General features: G+C 71.6%; 21 protein-coding genes. All 21 read right to left on the reverse strand.

All coding sequences use genetic code 11. From position 1 onward, the window contains the following. Nucleotides 1–156: 156 nt before the first annotated feature. The gene (locus HNQ61_RS09570) at nt 157–1,086 is read right to left on the reverse strand and encodes an adenine nucleotide alpha hydrolase family protein (protein ID WP_170035725.1); all 930 of its coding nucleotides are present in this window, start codon (nt 1,084–1,086) and stop codon (nt 157–159) included. Between the two features lie 4 nt (nt 1,087–1,090). Beyond that, nucleotides 1,091–1,597: a hypothetical protein gene (locus HNQ61_RS09575; RefSeq protein ID WP_170035726.1), complete on the reverse strand. Its 507-nt coding sequence runs from the start codon at nt 1,595–1,597 to the stop codon at nt 1,091–1,093. A 204-nt stretch (nt 1,598–1,801) separates the two neighbouring features. Continuing rightward, nucleotides 1,802–2,170: a hypothetical protein gene (locus tag HNQ61_RS09580; protein ID WP_170035727.1), complete on the reverse strand. Its 369-nt coding sequence runs from the start codon at nt 2,168–2,170 to the stop codon at nt 1,802–1,804. Nucleotides 2,171–2,298: 128 nt separating this feature from the next. Then, nucleotides 2,299–5,277, reverse strand: coding sequence for a strawberry notch C-terminal domain-containing protein (locus HNQ61_RS29535; protein WP_170035728.1), 2,979 nt, complete (start codon nt 5,275–5,277; stop codon nt 2,299–2,301). Nucleotides 5,278–7,178: 1,901 nt separating this feature from the next. After that, a complete protein-coding gene (locus HNQ61_RS09590) occupies nt 7,179–7,805 on the reverse strand; it encodes a hypothetical protein (protein ID WP_184430722.1) in 627 nt (208 codons plus the stop codon). A 133-nt stretch (nt 7,806–7,938) separates the two neighbouring features. Continuing rightward, entirely contained in the window at nt 7,939–8,211 is a 273-nt protein-coding gene (locus tag HNQ61_RS09595) for a hypothetical protein (protein ID WP_170035730.1), read from the reverse strand. An 8-nt stretch (nt 8,212–8,219) separates the two neighbouring features. After that, nucleotides 8,220–8,963 carry a hypothetical protein gene (locus tag HNQ61_RS09600; RefSeq protein WP_170030557.1) on the reverse strand — a complete coding sequence of 248 codons (744 nt, stop codon included), beginning with the start codon at nt 8,961–8,963 and terminating at the stop codon, nt 8,220–8,222. Nucleotides 8,964–10,345: 1,382 nt separating this feature from the next. Then, the gene (locus HNQ61_RS09605) at nt 10,346–10,552 is read right to left on the reverse strand and encodes a hypothetical protein (RefSeq protein WP_170035731.1); all 207 of its coding nucleotides are present in this window, start codon (nt 10,550–10,552) and stop codon (nt 10,346–10,348) included. A 180-nt stretch (nt 10,553–10,732) separates the two neighbouring features. Next, complete coding sequence (locus HNQ61_RS09610; protein WP_170035732.1) at nt 10,733–11,302, reverse strand: hypothetical protein; 570 nt, start codon at nt 11,300–11,302, stop codon at nt 10,733–10,735. A gap of 329 nt (nt 11,303–11,631) precedes the next feature. After that, nucleotides 11,632–11,838 carry a hypothetical protein gene (locus tag HNQ61_RS09615; RefSeq protein WP_170035733.1) on the reverse strand — a complete coding sequence of 69 codons (207 nt, stop codon included), beginning with the start codon at nt 11,836–11,838 and terminating at the stop codon, nt 11,632–11,634. Between the two features lie 14 nt (nt 11,839–11,852). Next, nucleotides 11,853–12,701 (reverse strand): PRTRC system ThiF family protein, encoded by an 849-nt coding sequence (locus HNQ61_RS09620; protein WP_170035734.1) that lies wholly within the window; start codon nt 12,699–12,701, stop codon nt 11,853–11,855. Beyond that, nucleotides 12,683–13,387: a hypothetical protein gene (locus HNQ61_RS09625; protein ID WP_170035735.1), complete on the reverse strand. Its 705-nt coding sequence runs from the start codon at nt 13,385–13,387 to the stop codon at nt 12,683–12,685. The genes HNQ61_RS09620 and HNQ61_RS09625 overlap by 19 nt, the downstream gene beginning before the upstream one ends. Then, a complete protein-coding gene (locus HNQ61_RS09630; protein ID WP_170035736.1) occupies nt 13,384–14,373 on the reverse strand; it encodes a hypothetical protein in 990 nt (329 codons plus the stop codon). The genes HNQ61_RS09625 and HNQ61_RS09630 overlap by 4 nt, the downstream gene beginning before the upstream one ends. Continuing rightward, the gene (locus HNQ61_RS09635; RefSeq protein ID WP_170035737.1) at nt 14,367–14,558 is read right to left on the reverse strand and encodes a hypothetical protein; all 192 of its coding nucleotides are present in this window, start codon (nt 14,556–14,558) and stop codon (nt 14,367–14,369) included. Before HNQ61_RS09635 ends, HNQ61_RS09630 begins: the two co-directional genes overlap by 7 nt. A 3-nt stretch (nt 14,559–14,561) precedes the next feature. Then, entirely contained in the window at nt 14,562–15,455 is an 894-nt protein-coding gene (locus tag HNQ61_RS09640; RefSeq protein WP_183685602.1) for a hypothetical protein, read from the reverse strand. Between the two features lie 85 nt (nt 15,456–15,540). Next, nucleotides 15,541–15,786, reverse strand: coding sequence for a PRTRC system protein C (locus HNQ61_RS09645; RefSeq protein ID WP_170035739.1), 246 nt, complete (start codon nt 15,784–15,786; stop codon nt 15,541–15,543). A 60-nt stretch (nt 15,787–15,846) separates the two neighbouring features. Continuing rightward, complete coding sequence (locus HNQ61_RS09650; RefSeq protein WP_170035740.1) at nt 15,847–16,410, reverse strand: PRTRC system protein E; 564 nt, start codon at nt 16,408–16,410, stop codon at nt 15,847–15,849. A 120-nt stretch (nt 16,411–16,530) separates the two neighbouring features. Beyond that, the gene (locus HNQ61_RS09655; protein WP_170035741.1) at nt 16,531–16,926 is read right to left on the reverse strand and encodes a hypothetical protein; all 396 of its coding nucleotides are present in this window, start codon (nt 16,924–16,926) and stop codon (nt 16,531–16,533) included. A 5-nt stretch (nt 16,927–16,931) separates the two neighbouring features. Further along, the gene (locus tag HNQ61_RS09660; RefSeq protein WP_170035742.1) at nt 16,932–18,431 is read right to left on the reverse strand and encodes a toprim domain-containing protein; all 1,500 of its coding nucleotides are present in this window, start codon (nt 18,429–18,431) and stop codon (nt 16,932–16,934) included. Then, complete coding sequence (locus HNQ61_RS09665; protein WP_170035743.1) at nt 18,431–20,215, reverse strand: RecQ family ATP-dependent DNA helicase; 1,785 nt, start codon at nt 20,213–20,215, stop codon at nt 18,431–18,433. The genes HNQ61_RS09660 and HNQ61_RS09665 overlap by 1 nt, the downstream gene beginning before the upstream one ends. 89 nt (nt 20,216–20,304) lie before the next feature. Further along, nucleotides 20,305–22,815, reverse strand: a complete 2,511-nt coding sequence (dnaN, locus tag HNQ61_RS29540; RefSeq protein ID WP_170035744.1) for a DNA polymerase III subunit beta — start codon at nt 22,813–22,815, stop codon at nt 20,305–20,307. Nucleotides 22,816–22,853 lie beyond the last annotated feature (38 nt).

The following is a 22,853-nucleotide window of genomic DNA, read 5'->3' on the forward strand; positions in this document are numbered from 1 at the left end:
TGGAAGCTATGATATACTCGGAATAGTTCAGTGAAGCTGGCTGTGGACACCGAAAGATGATCTCGGACGGCCGGGCCTGCTTCGAGAGCGCGGGAGGAGCAGGGGGCCCGGAGGGCGGGCGCGACCGGCGCCGGGGTCGGGATGACGTTCGGTTCTTCACGTGGGGCATCCGGGGCAATGCGTGCACGCCGGGGCGGGCGGTCGCGCCTCCTCCGGGCGGGCGCGCAGCTGTTCGATGAAGGCGGTCATGGATCCCGGCCGGGGCTCCGCTCCGCGCGTCCCTTTTCGTTCACGCCGCCAGAGACCCTCGATCCGGCGCAGTCCCGGGCGGGCGAGCCGTTCCATCTCGATGATCCGGTCCGCGAGGCCGGGGTGGTGGTCCACGAGGTATCGGACATCGTCCGTGGTGCTGCTGGGGCAGAACCAGCAGGCGGACTTCCGCGGCACCGCCGGCACGCCCGCGCCGGCGGCGATGCGTACAAGCTCCGGGTCGGCCAGGATCTCGGCTTCGCAGCGCTCCCGGTCCCATCCCCACTCGCGGAGCGGATAGTGGTAGCGGTACCTGCGGTCATCGCTGAGCTGGTGGCCGCGGCGCATGTCCTTGCGTCCCGCGTCGTATCCGATCCACTTCCAGATGCGTCCCCCCGCGCTCCACGCGCGCACCGCCGGGGCCCACGCTGCTTCGTAGCGCCGCTGCGGCTCGATCTTCCACTTCGCCGAGCACGCCTTTCTCCCGTACGCGAGGGACGGCAGCACGCGAAGGTGGGTGCAGTTCTCCTCCAGCGTCGTGTAGCGCCCATGGGCCGGGCGGTAGCGGACCGGAACCAGATCCGGAAATCCCACCGCCGCGAGCCACGGCCGGAGCACGTGCTCGCCGTACGTGAGCGTCTCGGGCAATTCGCCGCCGACGTCGGCGAAGAGGATGAGGTCCGGGCGGATCCCTCGGCGCCGCATGCCGACCAGCATCGCGGTCGAGTCCACTCCCATCCCATAGGCCACCGAGATCGGCTCCCGCGTGACCTCGAACGCGTCGAGCTGGGGCGCCAGCGGCCGGGGGTCGCCGTAGCCGCCGGTCGTGGGACGCACCCCGTCACCCCGCCGGGGCATCGTCCCCGGCGCCAGGCAGCAGCGGGGAGGGCGGTGTCTCGGGCGCCGTCGTCCGGTCGATGAGGAGTTCGACCGTCTGGTCGTGGACGCGGTAGAGCACCCGCGGGTCCATCCACATCTCCGTGCGCCCGTCCGACGGCCGGATGCCGATCCCGAGGCCGGTCGGATGCTCCGCGACCGGGATCTCCCGCTGGTCTTCCAGGAACAGAGGGCCGGCCCCAAGCTCGTGTACCGATCCCGGAGCCGGCGGCGGGCCCGGCACGAGGTACAGCAAGGAATCGCCGGCGTGTCCGCTGGAGCGGCACTCCAGGACGCGCACCGCGAGACGAACGCTCTCCCCTTCGAGCGCGTGAAGTGCGTCCGTGTCCAGCATGACGGGGTGGTGAACCCGCTCGAGGAAATCCGAGGGCGAGAGGAAGATGGTTCCATAGCGCCCGCCAAGGCGCTCGAACACGGACCAGCTCAGGATCCCGCTGCCAACAACGGGCATGATCGCGTTTTGGGTATGGGGAACGAAAAATCCCCATGCTGCCCGGCGGGCGGCATGGGGACGCGCTGGCCACCGGCCGCGCCTCGCGATCGAGGTCACCGGTTGCCCGCTCCCTTCTCTCGGGGACGGTGGGCGCCGCGCGCCTGGAATCCTTTTGCCCAACATGGCGGTGTAGCGGGACGCGCGAGGCCAAGCCGCCTGGGCTCAGAGCCCCGTTGCGCCGGTGAGGTCCGCGGCGAGGAGCTCCAACGCCGTGCGGCCGAGGCCGTCGGGATCAGCCCGGTAGGCGGCCGCCAGTTCGGGCACCCTGGCGTCGGCCGCCGCCGCGGTCCGCTCAAGCGTCTGCCGCGAGGCACGGTCCAGGCTCCGTACCATCCGCTGGATGCCCGCGGAGAACCCGCGGAACTCGAACTCGCCCGTGATCGTCAGGGCGTGGACGCCGACGTGCAGCCCCCGGGATGCGGGCGTGGTGCCCTTCGAGTACCAGATCTCCACTTCGATCACGTCGCCTTCCGTACCATCCCGATAGCGGAAGCGGTTCGGATTGCCGGGGGAGGGCTGCAGGTGGTCCATGGCTTCTCCGGTGTAGGGCCGGCACGCGTTCGGGATCCGTGAAATCCGGAGGTGTGCAGGCCGGAGATGAAGAGCGGCGCAGCGCCTGAAGGCGCCGCGCCGGTGATCCTTGTTCTTGCTCCCCGAGGTCAGGCGGCCGCCTCGAGCGCGGGCTCGCCGTCCACGGCCGGGTAGATCTCCAGGAACCCCTCCAGGTGCTCGTGGCTGGCGAGGTAGAGGAAGTTGCCGAGCGGCTCGTACCGCACGGCGCCGTAGAGCCCCGGCCGCATCAGCGCGTCCCGGTCGCGGCTGATCTTCGCCCCCCGGATCTCGATCCGTCCGTCCCGGCGCAGGTGGAGGGTCCACTGAAGACGTCCGGGTGAGCGGACATCGATCTTTTCGCCGACGCGAAGGTCTTCCAGCACCGCGCGGGGAGACGTGTCGCGGCGCTCGTGGACCCCGAAGGCCCAGCGCACCCGGTGCGCTTCGCTCGCCGACAGGTCGAGCCCGCTGACCAGGCGCCCGTCCTCGGCCGTGAACTGGAGGTATCTGCGGGTCCGCGGACCCCCATCCGTGTCCGGCCCCCGGGCGCCCTGGATCCTCACCATGTGCTCGGTGACGAAGCCGCGCGCGATCGCGCGCACCTCCCCGTCCTCGTTCTCGACGTCCACCAGGACGATGGGCGGGCTCGCGGGGAGCGCCCGCTCCCGGAGAACGGTCCCCCGCACGCGCCCCGTGCGGCGTGCCGCCAGCGCGTCGATCGTGTCGGCGGTCAGCAGCTTCTCCCGCTCCTCCTCCCAGAGCGCCAGCGTCCGGTTGGCCACCGCGAGCGGAAACATGAGCAGGTCGAGCAGGAAGTGGCGCATCTGCGTGCCCTCATCCGGCCGCCGCTTCGGCGTCCAGATCCATGCGCCGTCACTGGTCTTCTGCCGCTCGAGGAACTGGCTGCCGGTGAAGTACCGGCGGGCTTCGTCGTCCATCCGCTCGACGGCGTTCTTCATCGCCTCCAGCGCGATCCCGCCCGACATGTCGAACTGGTCCAGCGCATCCGTGCCGGTGGATTCCGCGCTGCCCTTGCAGGTCGCGCCGAGCGACGCCATCCGGGCCGCGATCGTCGCCGCGAACTTCCGCTCCCCCGCGGCCACCGAGGCGGCGAGCACGATCTCGGGCGAGGTGAACTGGCCCGTCCGGTCGACGCGCCCCAGCTCCTGCTTGAACAGGTCGGCGGACCACTCGTAGTCCGCCACCAGCATGGTCCTCGGCCGCCGGTTCACGTCGTGCAGGCTGAGTCCCACCTTCCCGGCGCGGCTGATCAGGGCGACGTCGCGCCCGCCCGCCTGGAACTCGCCCATGCGGAGCGCGCGGAGGCGCGCCGGGATGCGGCCGGTGATCGCGGCGACCCGCGACGCGCCGAAATGCTGCTCGATGACGTGGACCGGATCACGGAGCGGGGGAAGCGCGCGGGCGCGCAGCCGGAGCTCCTCCCGCGCCAGGAGCGCCTCGGGAATGTCTCCGAGATCCACGTACGAGGTCTCCCCGTCGTCTCCCTGCTTCCGGATCTCCCGGATGTTGATGCGGTTGATTGCCGACTCCAGCCGGCGGTTGACGGCGTGGTCCTGGGCGTCGCGGCCGAGCGCCGCCGTGCCCTCGTCGTCGCCGGCGACGGAGTGGATGCTGATCACCACCTGGCGCCCCGCGGCGATCGCCCGGTCCGCGCGGGCCAGCACGGAATCCAGGCGAAGGTCGAACAGGAGCTGCTTCAGATACCCCTGGATCATCGCCCGGTCGAGTCCGGCGGTCTTCACCCGCGCGTTCATCGCCCCGAACTGGCGTGCGGCCAGGGACAGGTCCCGGCAGACCGCGGCGGCCCGGTCGTAGCGCTCCATCGCGCCCGGGATCTCCGGGAGGTCGATCCACTCCACCTCGAACGAGACGCCGCCGCGCCACAGGTCGCGTGACAGGTAGTGGCCCGAGCCCTTGAGCTCCCGCATCACCTGCTCCGCTTCCGCGGGCGTCGTCCGGATGGTGAATGCATCGTTTCGGCGCACCATGAAGCGGCGCTTCCCCGAAGCCGCCGCCTGGTCCGCGTCGACGCCGGCCGCGTCGCCGAGCGCCGCCGCTTCGGCCACGTGCGCGGTCACCGCCTCTTCCGCGGCCCCCGGATTTTCGTCTTGGTCCGCCGTGCTCTTGCCCGTCTTGCGCGCGATCCACGAATCGAAGGCGCCGATCCGCCAGAGACGCAGCCCGTACAGGTACGAGAGCTGGTCCAGGGTCACGGCGGGCGTCGCGGTGAAGTACGCGAGCTTGGAGGTGCAGGGGAGCATGGCCTCGTGGAGCGCCGTCCACGCCATGCCGCGCTTGCTGTCGGCGATGTTGGCGAATTCGTGCGCCTCGTCCGCGAGCCAGACGGTGGGACGGACCGCGGCGATCGCGGGCTGGAAGTCCGCCAGGTTGTACGCGTGGGCGAGGTAGACCGCCGGCCCGTCGGGGAGGGGAAGCACCCCGCCCTCGCCCTTCGCTTCCCGGTACGCGCCGACCTCGATGAACTGCGCGGGGAAGGGGCCATGCTGGTGGCCGGAGGCGACGCGGCGGAACTCATGCTCCAGGTCGCGGACGTTGTTCTCGTTCTTCGTCGTCACGACGATCCGGCGTTCCCCCTGCTCGAGCGCCTCCAGGACGAGAAGCGCGATCTCCCTGCTCTTTCCGACGCCCACGTCGTCGGCGCACAGGCACCCGTGTCCCGCGTCCCACCCGTCCAGGATGCGGAGCGCCAGCTCGGCCTGCTCGTCGCTCGCGCCGCCGAAGAGGCCGCTCCGGCCCCACGCATCATCGGCGAGCGGGCTTTCGAATCGCTGGCGGACGAGCGGGGGCGGCGGCATCCCGGCCATGCTGCGCGTTTCCACCACCAGGCGCGGATGCGGTGCGCGGCGTTCGGTGATCGACAGGCTGAACGGCGTGAACACCGGGCTCGTCGCCGCCTCGCCGCGTTCGGCTGCATCCCGCTCCCAGTCCGTTTCGGCGCGCGGCAGGGGCTCGGAACTGGAGAAGTCCAGATTGAGCGTCGGGTACGCGGACGCGGAAGGGAGACCTTCGGCGATCTCCACCGGGGAATCGGCGGGGTCCGCCACCGGCGCCGGGTCGGCCTCCGCTTCGGGACCGCCAGGGGCACCACGGCACCAAGCGCGTCGACCGCCGGGGAAGACGACCCGGTGGCGCCATGGTCGGAAAGCGGAGGTTCCGCATCGGAGGGGCAGGGTGCGGCATCCGGCACTCCTCCACTCCGTGCCGTGTCCTCCAGCACCGCCGGCTCTCCGGCCAGCTCCACGCCTTCCGGCGCGGCTGCGGCGGGCGGGTCCGTGGCGACCGCCACCGGCGCCGGGAGCGTCCGTGGCGCCTGAGCCGCCGCGGCCGACCCGCGAAGCGCGGCCGCCGTCTCCAGCACCACCCGGGTCCACGTTTCCCAGGAGGGGCTCCGGACCACTTCCCGGGCGGGTGCTTCGGACCCCTGACCCTGCCGCGCGACCATCACCAGCGCATCCCGGAACGCGCCGCGGCTGCGGTAGGACCCCTCCGGGCACTCGAGGTACAGGAGCGGGGTGTGGCGCTCGGCGATCCAGCGGCGGAAGTCCGCGCCCGCGTCGGAGAGCGTGCTGGCGGGGAGCAGTGCCACCAGCAGCCCATGCGGGCGGAGACTCCTGAGATGCGCGGCGGCGAATCGCTGGCCGATGTTGGTGGCGGCGAATTCCGTGGCCCCGCGTCCGGCGCGGCCGCGGCTCATGGCGCCGAACGGCGGGTTCGAAAGCACGGCGTCGAAGCGCGCCGGATCCAGCGGCAGGCGCAGGGCGTCCCGGCCGCTCGGGCGGAGGCCGAGCCAGCCGAGCACCTCGCGGCGCCGCGGGTCGGTCTCGTTCACCTGCAGGTGTATCCCGGCGGCGCCCAGAATCGGCCGCGCGAGGCTTCCCGTCCCGGCGCACGGCTCCAGCACCATGCGGATGCCATGGGCGGCGGCCACGATGGCCGCGACGCCCTCCGCGATGGGCAGCGGCGTGGAGAACTGCGCCTGCTCCCGCGCGGACTCCGTCAGTGCCCGGCCGTGGAACCACTCGCACTCGCGTTCGCGCAGCGCGGCGATCCGGTCCGGGGCGGCCAGGTGGGCCAGCTCGGCGGCCAGATGCCGGTGCGCCGCGCCTTCCAGCGCGTCGTATACGTCGTCCAGCGTCCAGCTGCCCTCGGGCTCGTAGGGGGATCCGAGTACGTGCTCGCCCCAGCTGGCGGACTCCGCGGCGGTCCGGAACGGTGCCCGGCCCGAGGCCAGGGCTTCCGCCGCGGCATCCAGCAGGCGTCGGATGGGCGGCGGCCCGAGACTTTCCCCGGGGTGCGCCGGCAGGGTGGGTGGACGCGAAATCGCGCCCTGCCGAACGGCGGAGGGCGCGAAGATCTCGAATTGCATGGCGGATCGGGGGCGGAATGGGCGGCTCGGGGCACGCCCGCGGTACGGCGCGGGAACGCTCGGCCGGTGGCAAAGTCGGCCCCTCCGTTCTCCCGCATCGCGCCGCTCCCGGCGCGCGAATCCGCCCTCGGCGGGGAGGGGGGAAGGTGCTGAATGGGAAACACGGGTCCGCGACGTCGCGGACCCGTGTTTCACGATTGGACTTCACCGGATCTTCGTGGACCGCCCGGCGGTCCGTCCACTCCCGTGAGAGGCTGCAGGCCGGACGGGTTCCAAGTCTCTGGAGCCGGGGCGGAGCCAGTCAGGATTCGAGCCCCCGCCTTCCGCTGCGCCCGTGGGTGCCCGTGAGCACCCGCCCCCCAACCCTGAGGAGCTCTGGGGGGAAATGCGCAGGCACAGCCGTCAGCATGAAGGGGTGTCGCGCTCACAGGTGCGACAACACTCCTGTTCCCCATAGATCCCGCGCCCGTCGGCCTGCGGTCCTGACCAGCACTCGCCCAGCGGCGACACCGGTGCGTGTGGCGAGAGGACAGAACCGCGGGTCGCCACCCCGTCGCACAACGCAGGACCGGACTCGTGCTACTGCCCGGGGCAGGGCCGTACCCGCAGGGGCTCCAAGGCATCCTGGGCGGAGACACCCGCGGGGTAGACGACCAGACCGGCTTCGGGGCTCTGCAACGGCGGAGACCTGCCATCCGTTTGCATGCTGAAGATCACCCCTCCGCCGGACCCGTTCTCCCAGACGTACACTCGGTACGTGGGCGCTTCCTCGCGGCCAGAGGCACATCGGGGTTCCGGGCGCGCGCCGAACAGCGATTCGACGGCCGCCGTGACCTGGAAGGGTGGCTCCGAACGCTCCTTGGGAAGATCCACGGAAAAGGCGAATCGGTCCGCCACGAGCGAGTCCGTCGGTCCGCCGTCCCGCGCGCGTGGTGCCCAGACGTTTACCTCCGAGATGCCGTCTCCAGGGTTCGCGACTGTTTTGACGGCGAAGCCAAGCGACTGCCTGTCCAGCGTCACGAGCTCTTCTCCGGCGCCCAACCAGTCGATGGGCTTGCCGAAGCGCGATCCAGGGGAGTACCGGTCCAGTACCGCACTGGTGAACGCCGTGTTGGGGTTGCGCGGATCACGAACCCACATCCTGAACACGCAGGCGGCTCCGATTCCCACGACGACCACCGCGAGAACCATGGCGATGATCCGCACCGTCCCTGAACGGGTTCTTCCGTTGTTCATCTCCAGCTTCCACTCGACGTGCTTTGCTCTACGCCCCGGCGGCAGCAAAAGCCCTCCCTCTCGCGATCGGAAGGAGGGCTTCTGCGGTCCAGCATCCACGTCCTCAGATCGCGAGGATGAGGAAGATCACGGCGATAATACTCCATCCCATCGCACGCATGACCAACGGCTGCTCACTTGGTACGCGAATGCCGCTCGCCCAGGCGCGCCAGGTAACCCGGACGACCATGAGCATGTAGGCGAGCAGTAGCGCGAAAACCAAGGCGTACGCTACGCGCCCATGCGCGATCTGATCTACCACGAAGTAGAGCGCAGCCACGCCGGCCCCCACCGCGAGGGTCAGTGCCGCACCATGGATCGTTTTCTCCTGTACCATCGTTCTCCTCATACCGTGGGAGCCACCGCGAGCGGCGCACACGCCGCGACCGCCAAGCTCAGCTTGCCGGCGAGATAGACACTCGAGGCCGAGAGCGCGATGTAAGCCGTCGTTTCAGACTCCTGCGCGTCCTCATACAGGGACTTCAGGAGCGCGGCCAAGGTCGGATCGTAGGTGGAGCTTTGACCGTAGTCGCGGACATAGCTCGCCCAGCGATCGTACGCAGCACGCGTGTCCTGTCGCATCGAGTACACCTCGTACGACGACCAGCCTGCTCCGACCAGCGCGGCGATCCCGTCAGGGCCCAAGCTGGCGGCGACACAGATTGCGAACGCGGCGGGCCCATCGTCCATGGTGTCGCCGTCCCCGTCGCCGTCGCCGGGCAGACCGCCTCCTGCCCCTCCCCCGCCACCTCCGCCGCCCCCGCCACCCCCGCCTCCGCCTCCGCCGCTACTCGGGTTGCACGCGTAGGGATCGTAGTCGCACGGATTGATGATGTCTATGTCAGTGGGGGAGGAAACTGGCTCCCCCAGCGGGCCGAGCACGCACGTGCCGCCGCTTATGACGCAGCCGACGTTCGGATCGGGGTCCAGATTGCTCGTCGCCGTTCCCGGCAGCCCGCTCTGCGGGGCGTCGGCCAGTTCATAGGCCGGATGCAGGTCCGGCATTGTGGCAGTGTCCGAGCAGGCAGCCAGCAGCATGGCCGCTACGCCAGCGTAGATTGTGTGCAGCCAACGCACGCGTTTGATCATCCGGCCTCCATGGAAGAGTAGCGAAAAACGTTTCAGCCGGAAAGGGGCGCCTTTCACGGCGCGCTCAGGCTACTCCGCGTGAGGAGGATGCGCCAGTATGCGCCAAAACACGGCCAGCGCGGAGACATTATCCGCTCATTCAACCTATGGGACGCAGGTGCTTCGGTAGGAGCCACTGCGCTCCGACGACCGGAGACGGCTCTACTGGATCTCTGGACCCGCACCGTCGGAGGAGCTCCTTCAGTGGGAATGCGGAAGCGGGGCACCGTCCACCAGATCAGCGGAAAGCTTGGTCGATGCGCTGAGCATGGGGAACTTCGCGTTGCTCGGGGTAGGGGAATTCCAGAGGATCTCGCCCGACAACCTGAATTGAGCCAAGTCCGGGGTGCAGCAAACGCGAGCACCCATCGGCTCCGGCTGATGCTGGTCGGGAGTCCGGGGTAGCATCGACCCCGCTTGGAGAGGTTGGACGTACGCTTCGCATCGGCAGGGACGGGCCGAATGCCTGGAACTGGGTTGGTTCGAGGGAAAACGCTCGGAAGCGGCGGTGCTTGATGGCCCGACGTACTTCGGCGTGAAATACGTTGTTGCGGGTTCCCACTTTCACGAACTCCCACGTGAACGGGACGGCATGAGCGCGTGCCTGCTGTACTCGGGCGCCGCCGGGCCACTCCCCAGAGGCGAGGCAGGCCCGAAAGCGCGGCGCGGGCCGGCAGCGGCACCCCCCCGTGCTGCCGACGCGAAGGACCTTGGATCTGCTTCACAGGGTTCGCGGGTGCTCTGTCTGGCAGGCGCAGCTGAACGCGGTGTGTGGCTCGCGAAACGTGCGGGTGCCATGCGGTCCCAACACGCGGACCCGCAGCTTCGGCTTTTCATGTCCGGTTCACCCCGGCTGCACGGCCTGTTCGGCCGGTGAGCCTCGGCCTTGTTCCGCGGGGCGCCCTGTGCTGACTCGGCGGGTGCCAGCGCGCGCCGTGTCTCCGCCCACGTCTCCTGGCGGAGCCGTCGCAGGCGGAGGAGCGCGGAATCGAGCGCGGGAGATGGAGCCTGTGCGCTGCGGAATTCGATGTGCCGGATCAGCGCGTCATAGCGCGCGAAGAGTGCATCGAGGGCCGGGTCCTGCAGGCCGCTGGGTGCCGTGGCCCGGAAAACGGTGTCGATGAAGGGAGCGCTCTGCGTGGCGCCCACGGTGGGCGACGCGAGATCCCGGCGCGGTGGCGCCGCAGTCGGGACTCCACGTCCCGCGGCGATCAGGACCGCGGCGATCCCCGCCAGCGCGGCGCCGGGGCTCCGCAGGAGGCGCCCGAGAAGGGGACGCTGCCCGGGACGCACCGCGCCCTCCGCGGGTGTGCCCGCCCCTGGGCTCTCGTCACGCACGCTGCTCACGGCCGGTCGCTCCGGGCATGGAGCCTGGGTGTGGAGTAGAGGAGCGAAGCGGGAATCCGGGTCACGTGCCGAAATCCTTCCGGTCCCAGGATCGCGACCGTGGGACGACGGCGGGGTGCGGGAGCGGTGTCGCCGTCCACGACCACGCCGCGGCCGTGCTCGGACCAGGCGACCCGGTCGCCGGGCTGGGGAGTGCGGTTCATCGGGGCATGCCTCTTCAGGCGGCGCGGGGGACGGCGGGAGGCGCCGGCCGGGTGCGGCGGCCGCGTGCCGGTCTGGTACCCCGGGCGACCTTCACGGGACCGCCCCGCATGACCGCCACGCTGATTGCTCGCCGACGCCCGGTTTCCGCTAGATGTTGCGGCGGGAGGAGGTTCACCCGGCTAAGAGTTCGGTTTCGGTTGCCCCGTGTCCAACCGGGACTCACTCTGTGAGTTTTCCTCGTCGATTGTCGGCGCTCGTCCACCATCTACATCCGGGGGCAAGATCATGTACTCGGCGAGATCCGTTTTCATGACAAGCGGGCGCTGATTAGCTTTGATGTGCTGACCCAGTACAGCGGCAATTGTCTCGCGGAAGCGGGAGAGGAGTCTCTTGCCCGAGTACCCCTGCGCCTCATACGGGAATCCTTCCGACAGCAGCTTCTCCGCGATCGCTCGGGCTGTGATCGGCGTACCGGGTGACGCCTCCAGCACACCAACGGCCGCCATGCGCACAGACAATTTCCGCGGATGGTCAGTGGACTGGGTACCCTCTTCTTCTTCTCCGGTACCCAGTGGAACGGAATTCTTTCCGCCGACTTCGTCACCGAGGTACGAACGGACCGTGCGGATTGAAAGTTTTAGTTCCTTGACGCGATTCTCAGCTTTTTCGACGAGGCGGCGTGCATCTTGGAGCCGCTTCATCGCATCCCTCAAGTCAGACTCCATTCTTTCGATAATCGATGTGCTCATAGGGATGTCGTCACGAGGCGGCTGGGCGGAACACCGGAAAAATCTCCCCAACTTACTTGTCAGCGAGGAATTCACAAGCATTTGCTAGGTAGAATCCTCACCCAGAACTCTGCGAGGAGCACGCACGATGTGTGTTGCTTCACAGCGAGTTCCCGCGAGGTCTGGCGTCGCCGCCGGGACTCCGCGCCCCGCGGCGATCAGCACGGCGGCGATCCCCGCCAGCGCGGCGCCGGGGCTCCGCAGGAGGCGCCCGAGCAGGGGACGCTGCCCGGGACGCACCGCGCCCTCCGCGGGTGTGCCCGCCACCGGACCTTCGTCGTGCACGCTGCTCACGGCCGGTCGCTCCGGCTGTGGAGCCTGGGCGTGGAATAGAGGAGTGAGGCGGGAATCCGGGTCACGTGCCGGAATCCTTCCGGTCCCAGGATCGCGACCGTGGGACGGCGGCGGGGCGCGGGAGCGGTGTCGCCATCCACGACCACGCCGCGGCCGTGCTCGGACCAGGCGACCCGGTCGCCGGGCTGGGGAGTGCGGTTCATCGGGGCATGCCTGTTCAGGCGGCCAGGGGGACGGCGGGAGGCGCCGGCCGGGTGCGGCCGCGTACCGGTCTGGTACCCCCGGCGACCTCCGCGGGACCGCCCCGCATGGCGGCCCATTGCTTCGGGTCGACCGGGATTGGCTGGACGAGGCCGATCTCCGCGGCGACGAACGCCCCGTGATGTGTGATCTCTCCCCGGCTGAAGATCTGCGCGAGGAGGAACAGCATGTGGTAGGCGAGCAGGTGGTTGATGAAGGGGGCCTGCTTCGTCAGCGCCTCACGCACCGAGCAGGACGGCCCATTGTCCTCCGGGCCCAGCCGGACCGTGTCGGACAGCAGCTCGTCCACGGTGGGTAGCCGGAGCGGGTCCTTTTGTCCGCGGGCGGGCTGCCCGAGCACCACCTGCCCGAACGCCGGGCCGTTCCCGGCGTCCAGCCAGTAGCGCACCTTGGCCGCCCTGCGCGTCGACGCGGCGATCATCCGGCGCCCCGCGCGATTGTCCATGCAGCCCACCACGATGTCGAAGTCGAGCTTGTCGTCGGATGTGATGTAGCGCGGGTGGACCCTCCAGTTCAGCCCCCAGAAGCGGTTGATCCCGGTGATCAGCACCTCGGCCTTGTTCCGGCCGATGTGATGCTCCGTGAAGGGCGTCCTCCCCCGGTTGGCGTCGGTGACCTGGTCCCCGTCGGCCAGCGTGACCTCGAGCCCGCCGGGATGGCCGAGCGCGACCATGGAGTGGTGAAGGTTCGGCAGCCCGGACGCGAACGCCGCCCCCGTGCCGCCGCACCCGACCACGAGCATCCGGACGGGGCCTTCCAGCAGGCGCGGGTCGATGCGGTGCGTCTCTACCTTTTTGTCAGCCATTCTTCGAGCCGCTCCTCGCTCGGGACGAGCCAGGGTGTGGGGAAGCGGGGAAGTGTGCGGAGGGCCCGCAGCATCGCGGCGTAGCCCTTCGGGTGCCCGCACAGCCGCGCGTCATGGGGTGTGGTGAACGCGGAGTCCCAGAAGGCCCGCTCCCAGGCATCCATGCACTCGGCCGGGGGCGCGGTCGGGACCGGCATGGTTCCCATGCAGAGACTGCCGTTCTGGTAGATGTTCCAGAGCGGCGCGATGTACAGCGGGGTCTTTGGGCCCGGCCGCCCGCGGCACGCGAGGGCACGGATGCGCAGGCGGCGGTCGCGGACGTGGTACAGCAGCGCGGGCATCCGGACGGCGATCCCGCTGTGCCGGGCCATGCGGCTCCCGGCGACGAACAGCGGCCGGTGGAGTCCAGCCGGCGACCACCAGGCGGCCTCCTCGGGGCCCTGGGCCAGCAGGCGGGGGCTCAGCAGATCCAGGCCTCGGGAGGTCCCGCTCCGCAGCATGCGCGCGAGGTATTCCGGGTCGGCGGGAACCCCGGCGCCGTACTCCGGTCCGTCCGGCCCGTCGATGATGGGGCGGACCTCGACGTAGACCCGCTCCGTGCCGTAGCCTCCACTCGCGTAGACGAGCAGCGCCTCGCGGAGCTCCAGATCGACGCTGGCCCCGGTGTCGATGTGCGTGTGGATCATCCGGCGATCCCCCGTACGGCGTCCATCAGCTGCTCGCCGCGGACGAGCGTGCGGAGGACTCTCCGGGCCTCCCGGAGCGAGGCGGCCAGGTGGGCGGGGGAGCGGGTGTCGATCAGCACGACGGCGTGCGGTGCGCCGCTGTAGCCGCTGTTCATCTCGTCCTCCTGCAGCTCGTCGTAGGCGTGGTGAACGACGTCGTGGGCACGCCGCGTGAGAAGGACCGCCGCGGATGAGTGCCCCTCGAAGCCGGATCGCATCTCGTCCCGCGCCCCGCCGCTCGTGTGCCGCCTCGGCACGCCGGACTCGGCCACGAGTGCCGCGGCGCTCCGCCGGATGGCTCCGGGCAGCGATCCCAGGGCGGTGATCCGGTCCGCGCGGGTGGCGAGCGGGGTGTAGCTCCGCTGGACGTGGCGATCGACGGCGGCGAACTCCCGGATCCGGCGGCGGGTCGCCGCCCGCTCCGCGGCGGCGTCTTCCTCGTCGGAGCAGTCCAGGCACTCCGCCCACCAAATGGGCATCCAATCCAGGTCGCTGGGGTCCCACACGTGCACCGCGCGGCCGAGCCCGTGGCGGAGCGCGTACGCAATCACGCCGGCGGCCCTGGGGCCCCACTGCCCGGCCATCGCCTCCAGCGGCGCGACGATGCAGGAGCCCGCGTCCACCGTGATCGCGAGCCGCGCGCGACTGGCCGCCGTTCGCTCCTCGGGCTCCTGGCCCAGCACCTGTGCCCAGGGGGCGAGGATCAGGTGGAGATCCAGCGCGTCGGGTGAGGTGCCGGTGAGCCTCCGGACCCACCGCTGCCATCCTCTGAGGAGCAGCCCCTTCGGCGTGGCCTCGGACCGGCGCCAATCATCCGGCCCCAGAATCCCCGCCCGGACGAGCGGCGCCGCCAGTTGTGCCAGCTCGCTCTCGGTCGCCGAGCCGCCGATGCTCACGCGGGGCGGCAGCGCCGAGGCCGGGGGCAGCCGGCCGCCGCCCGTCAGCACGGCGCGGGCAGGCCCCGGTCGATCGAGCGGGCCGGTGCGGTACGGATCGCCGCGCGGAGACGCGTCCCGAGCAGCTGATGGGCGGGGGAGGCCACGGCGGCCCGTACCTGCGCGCGCGTCTCGCCGCAGTAGGCGGGGTCCGACCATCGATCGAGCTCCTGAAGGAGCCATTCGTCGTCGCTCATCCTCTACTCGGTAGATGGGGATTCCAGTGCCGCCACGACCCTCGCCGTCGTGCGTACCTGTCGAAGCGTATGGACCCAGCGCGCCCAAGCGAGATGGCACGCGGACGGGTCGGCGGGATCGAGCAGCCACATGTACTGCGGCATGCACGGGGAGCTGTCCTGCGCATTCAGGTGCTCCGCCTCATCGAGCGCGTGGCTAAGGGCGCAGTCGTCGTCCCACACCAGGTGGATCGCCGGTGGGGTAGGCGCCCACCCGGCGCCGTCTGCTTCCGCCCACGCCACCTCGTTGATCGGCGACCTCACGCGGTCGAGCGCGGCGAGCAGCTCCAGGAGGCGCCGGATCCTGCCGGGCGGGATCGCGTCGGACCGCGCACTGATCCCGCGGCGGCGGAAATGGTCCAGCTGCTCGCCAAGCGCGGCGGCCTCCCGGGCACGATGCCGGATTTCCTCTCCCTCTTCGCTCTCCTCCTCGCAGCAGGCCCAGCCGTCGATGATCCATTCGAGGTCGCCGGCATCCCCGGTCGCGAGAGGCGTATGCCGGAAGAGCGCATGGAGGACCGCCGCGGCCTGCCGCTCGCCGAGCGCGGCGATGACACGCCGGACCCGGATCCGGCAGGTCTCCCGGCAGTCGATGCCCAGCACCCAGCGGCTGTCGTGTGGCGGGGACTCTTCCCCCATCTCGTCCCGGAAATCCGACCACGACCGGAGGAACCCGCCCACCGACAGGAGATCGGGCAGACACCGGCTCAGATGCCGGACGGTGCGGCTGACCGCCCGCTCCACGAGCCCGGGTGGCGTCGGTAGCTCCGAGATCCAGTCGCGCCGGCTCGCGATTCCGCACCGCACCAGCACGCGGGCAAGGTCGACCAGCCCCGGCCGGGCGCGGAACACGGTCATTCGCGCGGGAACCCCCATGAGCCCGGGGAGCGCCAGGGGCCGCCGCATGGTTACCTTCCAGCGGGGCCAAGCGCCGGCCGCGCCATCAGCCGTTGACCCCGGCCTGGGTCGTGTAGGTGTAGATCGCCTCGTTCCCCTGCATCTCCGGCCCGTCGATCTTTGCCGTCGCGATCGCGGCGTAGTGGGTGGCGTGCACCCGCCGCACGGCCTCGGGGCTGCGGCCGGGAAGCGAATCCTCGAGCTTGATTCCGTTGTACATGAACACACGGACGATTCGCTGGGGAGTCGTCCTGCCGCGCGGACGAGCCGCGGGCGAGGCTGTGGTCGGCATTGGGGTGTGATCCTCAGGTGCGGGTGGCAGGACGGGCGGCACGGGCCGCCCCAGAGATTCTCAGTCGAACATCGCGCTGATCTCGTCTCCGGCGGGCGCCGGGGCACCGGCCGCCACGAGCACCGGCTCCGGCGTGGCGGGGGGCGCGGCGGTGTCGGCCGGCTGGGCGGGCTGGTCGCCCTCCTCGGCGGCTGCGTCGCTGGGAGCCGGGACCCGGGGGCTGGAGGCTGGCGGCCCGGCCGGCGGGGGATCGAGGCTGATCTGGGCGCTGGCCGGAGAGGGGGCGTCGGTCGCCCGGCCGCCCTTTGGAGGCTTCTTCATCACCGCCTGGCGCTTCTGCTCCGCCGCGGCCGCGACCTGGTCCAGCACCCGCTGGAGGCTCTCGCGCGCGGGCACCCAGGTGTTGGCCACCAGGCCCGGGAGATCCTGGTCCAGCTCGGCCGGGCTGGCCGTGACCGTGAACCCCTGCGCCAGCTCCGGCTCTTCGTCGTTGCTGGCGCGGACCGGCTGGCAGACCACGTGGAGGTCTCCGTCCTCGGCCGCGCTCACGATCAGGTGGACGGGCCGGCGCGTGGTGATCGGCGCGAGTGCCTGCATCAGGCCGCCGCTGGGCTCGGAGGTCATCTGGAAACCTTTCGCTGGATGGAAAACGGCGCGGGGCCGACCCGGATGGGCCGACCCCGCGTTCTCATGTTTCGCCGGCCGCGCCCGTGGCGCGGCTCGCCGCTCCCGCGGGCGCGGCGCCTACTCGGGGCCGTCCAGCACGAAGCGGTCGAAGGCGTCGGGGCCGAGCGTGAGCCGGTCGAGCACCGCGTGGAGGACCGCGGTCGGCACGCACCGTCCGATGCCCGCCCGCCAGTAGCGGAGCCACTCGGCGGGCATCCCCACCAGCTCCGGGTCGCTGCCCTCGTCGAGCAGCCGTCCGTCGCCGTTGAACACCGCCACCTCCCATGCCTCGATCTCCGCCGCCGCGGCAGCCGCGCGCGGGCGGGAGGCGTGTTCGGCCGAGGCCTGGATGCTCACCACGAAGTCGCCAGCGTCCAGCGGATGGAACAGCCGGCGCTCGCCCGCGCGGGACAGCTCCTCCAGCCGCGACCGGAAGTCCCCCGCGTCCAACCGCTCCCACTCGGGTCTGTCCATCGGCGTCATTCAGGCGGAGTGGTTGTGGGGCCGGGAGGTCCGTCGGGATCCCGGTCGAGCCAGAGGGCGGCCGTGTCCTGGAGAATCCAGGGGCGCGTGGCGAGAAGGCCGCCCAGCAGGCCGGCGGCGTGAAGGTCCGACGCATCCCGCTCCAGCAGCAGCGCGCGCCACCGGGTGCGCGCCCACTGGTTTCCGCGCACCCGCGCGAGCGAGTCCCTGACCCGGCGGGCGCCCTTCTCGCCCGCCGGGTCCCCGTCGAACCAGCCGACCACGTGCTCGGTCTCGTCCGGGATCCGGAGCGCCCAGTCGTCCTTCCACGTCCATGCGCCGGGGAGACCGGTGGCGCGCGCCCCGTAGGGCGACTCGACGAGCACGTGGGCGTTCAGCTCGCCCTCGACGACGTGCAGCGTCGGAGAGCCGGAGTCCAGCGCCGCCGCGTGGAACGGCGCGTCGGGTCCCGCGTCCTTGGGCGATGCGTATCTCGGGCAGCGGGTCACCCCGGGGTCGCCGAGGTTCCGGAAGCGGACGCCCGCCAGACGGTCGGCGTCCCACACGGGGACCACGAGGAGCGGTGCGCGGCCGAGGCCGGGCCACCATCGCAGGCGCGGCCCCTGGGGCCGGCCGGCGGGCGCGGGGAGGAGCGGGAACCCGGCCGCGACGAGCTCGTCTTCGCTGAACGCCGCAAGGAAGGGCCGGACGCGCCGTGCCCAGTCTCCCGGCTCCGCGGACCGGAAGCCGTACGCTTCCGCGCGTACGGCGTCGATCCCGCGGCGCTCCAGCTCCCCGCGCCCGAGCGCTCCGAGACGCAGCTGGTCCAGCAGGAGCCGGTAGAGGGCCGCCGGGGCGCAGGCTCCGGGACGTGTGGCGAGCGCCGCGAGCGCCACCTCACGCGCGCCGGGCGTCGGTACGGGGGGCGGTGCCGGTGCGGATCGCGCGCGTGGCGCGGACGGCGGGCGGACCCCGAGCGCGTCGCCCAGCCGGATGCACGCCTCCCACGCGGAGATGCCCCACGCGGCGGCCGCGACATCCACATGGCTCCGCCATCCGCGGTGCCGGTCTCCGGCGCATCCGGGCGATGCGCAGCGCCAGTGCCTGCCGCGTGCGCGGAGCGTTCCCGCCGCGCCGCAGGACGGGCAGTCCCAGGTGCCCGCGGCGTCTCCGGCGCGGAGTCCGAGTACCGCGGCGACTGCACCGGTGCCGTGCTCCCGGACCGCGGCCCAGGGCACCGTGGATTCGCTGGCCGGAATGCCGAGCAGTGCCGCGAGCCGGAGGCACGCGTCGGGGGGGCCCGCGTTCCACCGAGCCGCCGCGGTGTCGACGATGCTGTATGCCCGGCCGCCGCAGCCGGAGTAGCAGAAGAAGGCGCGGCGAAGCGGCGCGAAGCTCTGGCCCCCGCAAAAGGGGCATACGCGCTTCCGGCCGCCGCGCGGGCTCCTGGGCAGCTCGAGCAGGTCGGCCACGTGAGCCGGATCGGACTCGTTCACCGGCGCCCAGGGCAGTCCCATCAGGCCGCCCTCCGGAGCGGGCCGGAGCACCGGTCGCATCCGGTGCACCGCGGCGGCGCGGAATCGCCGAAGTACTCCAGCAGGTGCTGGCGGCGGCAGCCCGCGCCGAGCGCGTACCGGCGGACCTCCGCGAGCTGGGTCTCGAGCCGGCGCCGAACGCGGCGCTGGGCCGTCCAGTCCACGGGAAGCGCCGTCGGGTCCAGCCCCCGGCGGAGCACATGGCATCCGGCGTTCTCCCACTCGACCTGAAGGATGCCCTCGGCGGCGAGCCGGTCGAGCGCCTCGCGGGCCTTGGTCCGGGTCGCGGCGAGCGCGGTGACGTCCGTGCCGACCAGGCGCAGCCCCGCCCGGAGCGCGGCCTCGTCCGCGTGCCGCCAGACACGCGCAAGCACCTCCCGCAGGGCGGGGGAGCGCGCGGGAATCCGCGTCCGGATCTCAGGTGTCGGGCAGACCAGGCGCACGAACGCGCCCTCCCGGCCGCGCCGCTGATTCAGCGCGATCCCCGCGGAGGCGAGCACGCGGAAGGCGGCGGTCGTCTGTCCTTCGCTCGCCACGCGTACCTCCCTCGCCCAGGCCGCCAGCGAGCCTTCCAGGCGGCCCTCGCCGTCCACCGCGGCGTCCAGCGCCCGGTAGACCCGGGCGACGGTTTCGGCCGGCGGGTGCATCTCGTCGATCCGGATCTCGTGGATCCGGACATCGTCCCCCGAATACAGCAGCATGCACCGCGCTTCCTCCCCGTCGCGCCCCGCGCGCCCCGCCTCCTGGTAGTAGGATTCCAGGGACGACGGGAAGCTGTAGTGCGCGACCAGCCGCACGTCGGGCTTGTCGATGCCCATCCCGAAGGCGCTGGTGGCGACGACCACCGGGATCTCGCTCGCCATCCACCCCTGCTGGACCTGCCGGCGCTCCGCCATGCCGAGCCCCGCGTGGTATGCGCCGGCGCGCAGCCCGCAGCCGGCCACCCACTCCGCGATCTCTTCCGCCTCCCGCCGGGACTCCGTGTAGATGATCGCGCTCCCCTGGTCCAGGCTCCGGAGCGCCGGTGCGAGCGCGGCGCGCTTCGCATGGTCGTCCGGGGCGCAGGCGACCTCCCACCGGAGGTTCGGGCGGTCTACCCCGCGCACCATCACGGCCGCGCCCCGCATCCCGAGCGCGTCCACGATGTCGGCGCGCACCTCGGGAGTCGCGGTGGCGGTGAGCGCGAGGAGCGGGGCGCCCCCCAGCAGATCACGGTACGCGCCCAGCCGCCGGTACGCGGGCCGGAAGTCGTGGCCCCATTCGGAGACGCAGTGCGCCTCGTCGACCACCACCAGCGGGGTCGGCGTCCTTTCGAGCCGCGCCCGGAACTCGGGGCTCTCGAAACGCTCCGGCGCGACGTAGCAGAGCTTGAACCGTCCCGCCTCCAGCGCGGCGAGCGTGGCGTCGGCCTGGGATGCGGTAAGGCTGGAGTTCAGGTAGCCGGCGGGCACGCCCGCGGCCTGCAGGGCGTCGACCTGGTCCACCATGAGCGCGATCAGCGGCGAAATCACGAGCGTCGTGCCCGGCATCAGCGTGGCGACGGTCTGGTAGATGGCGCTCTTGCCCGCGCCGGTCGGGAGGATGGCGAGCACGTCACGCCCGGCGAGCACGGCCTCGATCACCTCCGCCTGTGCTCCCCGGAAGTCGCGGAAGCCCCACACGCGCTGGAGCATCCACCGTGCATCCGCGAGGCTGGGCCGCGCGCCACGACGGACGCCGGCCGGGATCTCCAGCTCGCGGATCTCGAAGCAGAGGTCCGTCTGCATCACGAGCAACCCACCGCGGGACCGGGCGGTCGCTTCTGCCGCGGCTCCCTGGTGATACCCCCCGCCGGGCGCCGTGGGCACGCTGCGCCTCACGCGGCCACCGGGAGTTCGGGGAGCTCGGCTTCCGGTGCGCGCTCCGGCTCCGATGGATCCAGGCTCGAGAGCGAGACGGGCATCACCATCCAGAGAGACCGGATGTGATCGTCCCCGCGCCCGTCCACCAGGATCCCACCCTGCTCGCCGTGAATGCGGAGCCGGACCTCCGGTGCCGTGACGTGGCCGAGGACTTCCTCCATCAATCCCGCGTTGCACGCCACCGTGGTCGCACTCCCGAGCACGGCCGCCTGCACCTCCTCGTGCGAGGTGCCGATGTCGGGATTCCGGCCCCACATCCGGAGCCCGTGCCCTTCCGCCCGGAAGATGATCGGCTTGTACTCCGCGCCACGCACGACCGTCGCGGTCCGGCGGACCGCCTGCAGGAGCGCGGCCGTGGGCAGCTGCACGACGGCGGTTGGGCCCTTCGGCAGCACCTGCGCGTAGTTCGGATAGGAGCCGGCGAGCGTACGCCCCGCGATTCTCAGCCCTTCCACGCGGAACTCGACCGCCGAATCCGCGAACGCGACCGCGACGGGCCCGCGACCCTTCACCAAGCGCCCGGCGGCGGCCAGAAACTGGGGTGGGACCACGTGCTTGAATCCGTGCGGGAGCGCATCGATGGGCGCCTCGGTGATGGCCAGCCGGTGGCCGTTGGTGGCCACCATGCGCCATGAGGCAGCCCCGACCTCCATCAGGACCCCGCACAGCAGGCCACGCGTCTCCTCCGCGGACGCGACCCACGAGACCCGACCGGCCATGGAGCCAAGTACGTCGCCGGAGACCGCGAACGCCGGCCCGCCGGGCACGCCCGGGCCGCCGACGTATTCCGTGGCGGACCCGGCCGCGAGCTGGAATCGCGATTCCCCGCTCTCGATCACGCACCCGCTGCCAACCGACCGTACTCGGATCGGGGATTCCGGATCGCACTTGTCGACGATGTCCTTGAACTGGTTGCCGGGCACGCACAGGCTTCCGGGCACCCGTACCTCGGCGGCAGCCTCCGCCTGGACCGCGAACTCCAGGTCGGTACCCTGGTACGTGGTGCGGCCGTCCGCGTGGGCATCGACGCGAAGGAGGATGAGAGCGGGCAGGACTCCTGTGCGCCTGGGCAGGGGGTCCGCCGCGGCGTTGACCGCCGCGCGAAGCGTCTTGCTGGGGATCGTGAAATCCATCAGGGATCGGGGGCTTGGGTACACGCTGGGCGCACCGGCCGGAGGCCGGACGCAACCGCCCGTTCTTTCCGGAGGCGCGGCCCGCGGGCCGCGTGGGGCTACGGGTGGCCGGCACGGAGGCACTGGGCGGGGGAGGGACCCGTCGCGGCTCTCCGGGTAGGCCACGTACTCCTGGTAGCGGTCAGCGAGGTGCCTGAGGAGCGCGCGGTGGTCCTCGTCGGAGAGGTACACGCCCGCGTAGAGCGGCCGGCGGTTCAGCTGCTCGGCGGCCTTCTCGTAGAACGCCCGCGCCGCGGCGGCCAGCGGACCGCTCGCTCCCTCGTCGAACGGCGCGCGGCCGAAGTCGCCGCGGCGGATCTGCTCGTACATTCGAAGCTCCTGTTCGTAGAGCTCCGACGTGTTGTCGGCCCAGAGCGCCGCCTGCCACGCATTCCAGGAAACCCAGCCCTGGAAGGGCCGGCGCTTCCACCCGACCGAGCGCTTCTCCAGGGTGATGAGCGCGGTTGCGACGCCGGTGCCGCTGGCCTCGAACGAGCCGTCCGGGAGCTCTTCCATCCTCCCTCGGTCGGCCAGCCACCGATTGAACTCCCGGTCCTGCCGCTGCGCGTGGAGCACCCCGGCGGGAGCGACGGAGACCAGCACGCCACCCTCGGCGAGGAGGTCCCAGGCGTGGCGGATGTGTGCCTGGTACGCGCGCGGCGCGCCCGGCAGCCGGAACGGCGGGTTGGCCAGGATGCGGTCGTAGACCGGGCCGGGGTTGAACCGGAGGAAGTCCGCCGCGATCGGCCGGTATCCCTTGCGGACGAGCACCCGGCGGTTCAGCTCCAGGATCTCCACCACGTCGAGCGCGGACTCGGGGTAGAGCGCCCGGATGCGGTCCGCGATGGCGCCCTGGCCTGCGTGCGGCTCGAGGAAGCGGTACCCGGAGGCGCCGGGGCTTGGCAGGTCCGCCGCCTCCACCACCAGGTCGACGACGGGCGGGGGACTCGGGAAGAAGGAGGTGGGGTTCCGGGGCGGCATGCGCCCCGTCTCCGCGAGGGCCCGGACCAGGTCCACGCTCTCCGGTGGAAAGGCGTGGTAGCCCGACGGAATGCCGTCGTCGCGCCGCCGGCCCGCCCGCACCCACCGTCCCCCGATGCGCGCGAACGCATCCCGGACCTCCTCGTAGACCTCGCGCGGGAGCGCGCGGTCCAGCACCACGCGGGTGCCCTCGATCACCGCGTCGCGGATCGCGGCGGCCGCCGCTTGGGTCAGCGGGCCGCCGTCGGGGGCATCAATTCCGGTGGAGGCGGCCTCGGCGGCGAGCGCCGCCGCCCACATCGCCGCGTCCACCGGCGGCGCGGGGGAGCAGGCGAGCGCTTCGCGCGCCT

This window comes from Longimicrobium terrae, assembly GCF_014202995.1.
Classification (GTDB): Bacteria; Gemmatimonadota; Gemmatimonadetes; order Longimicrobiales; family Longimicrobiaceae; genus Longimicrobium; species Longimicrobium terrae.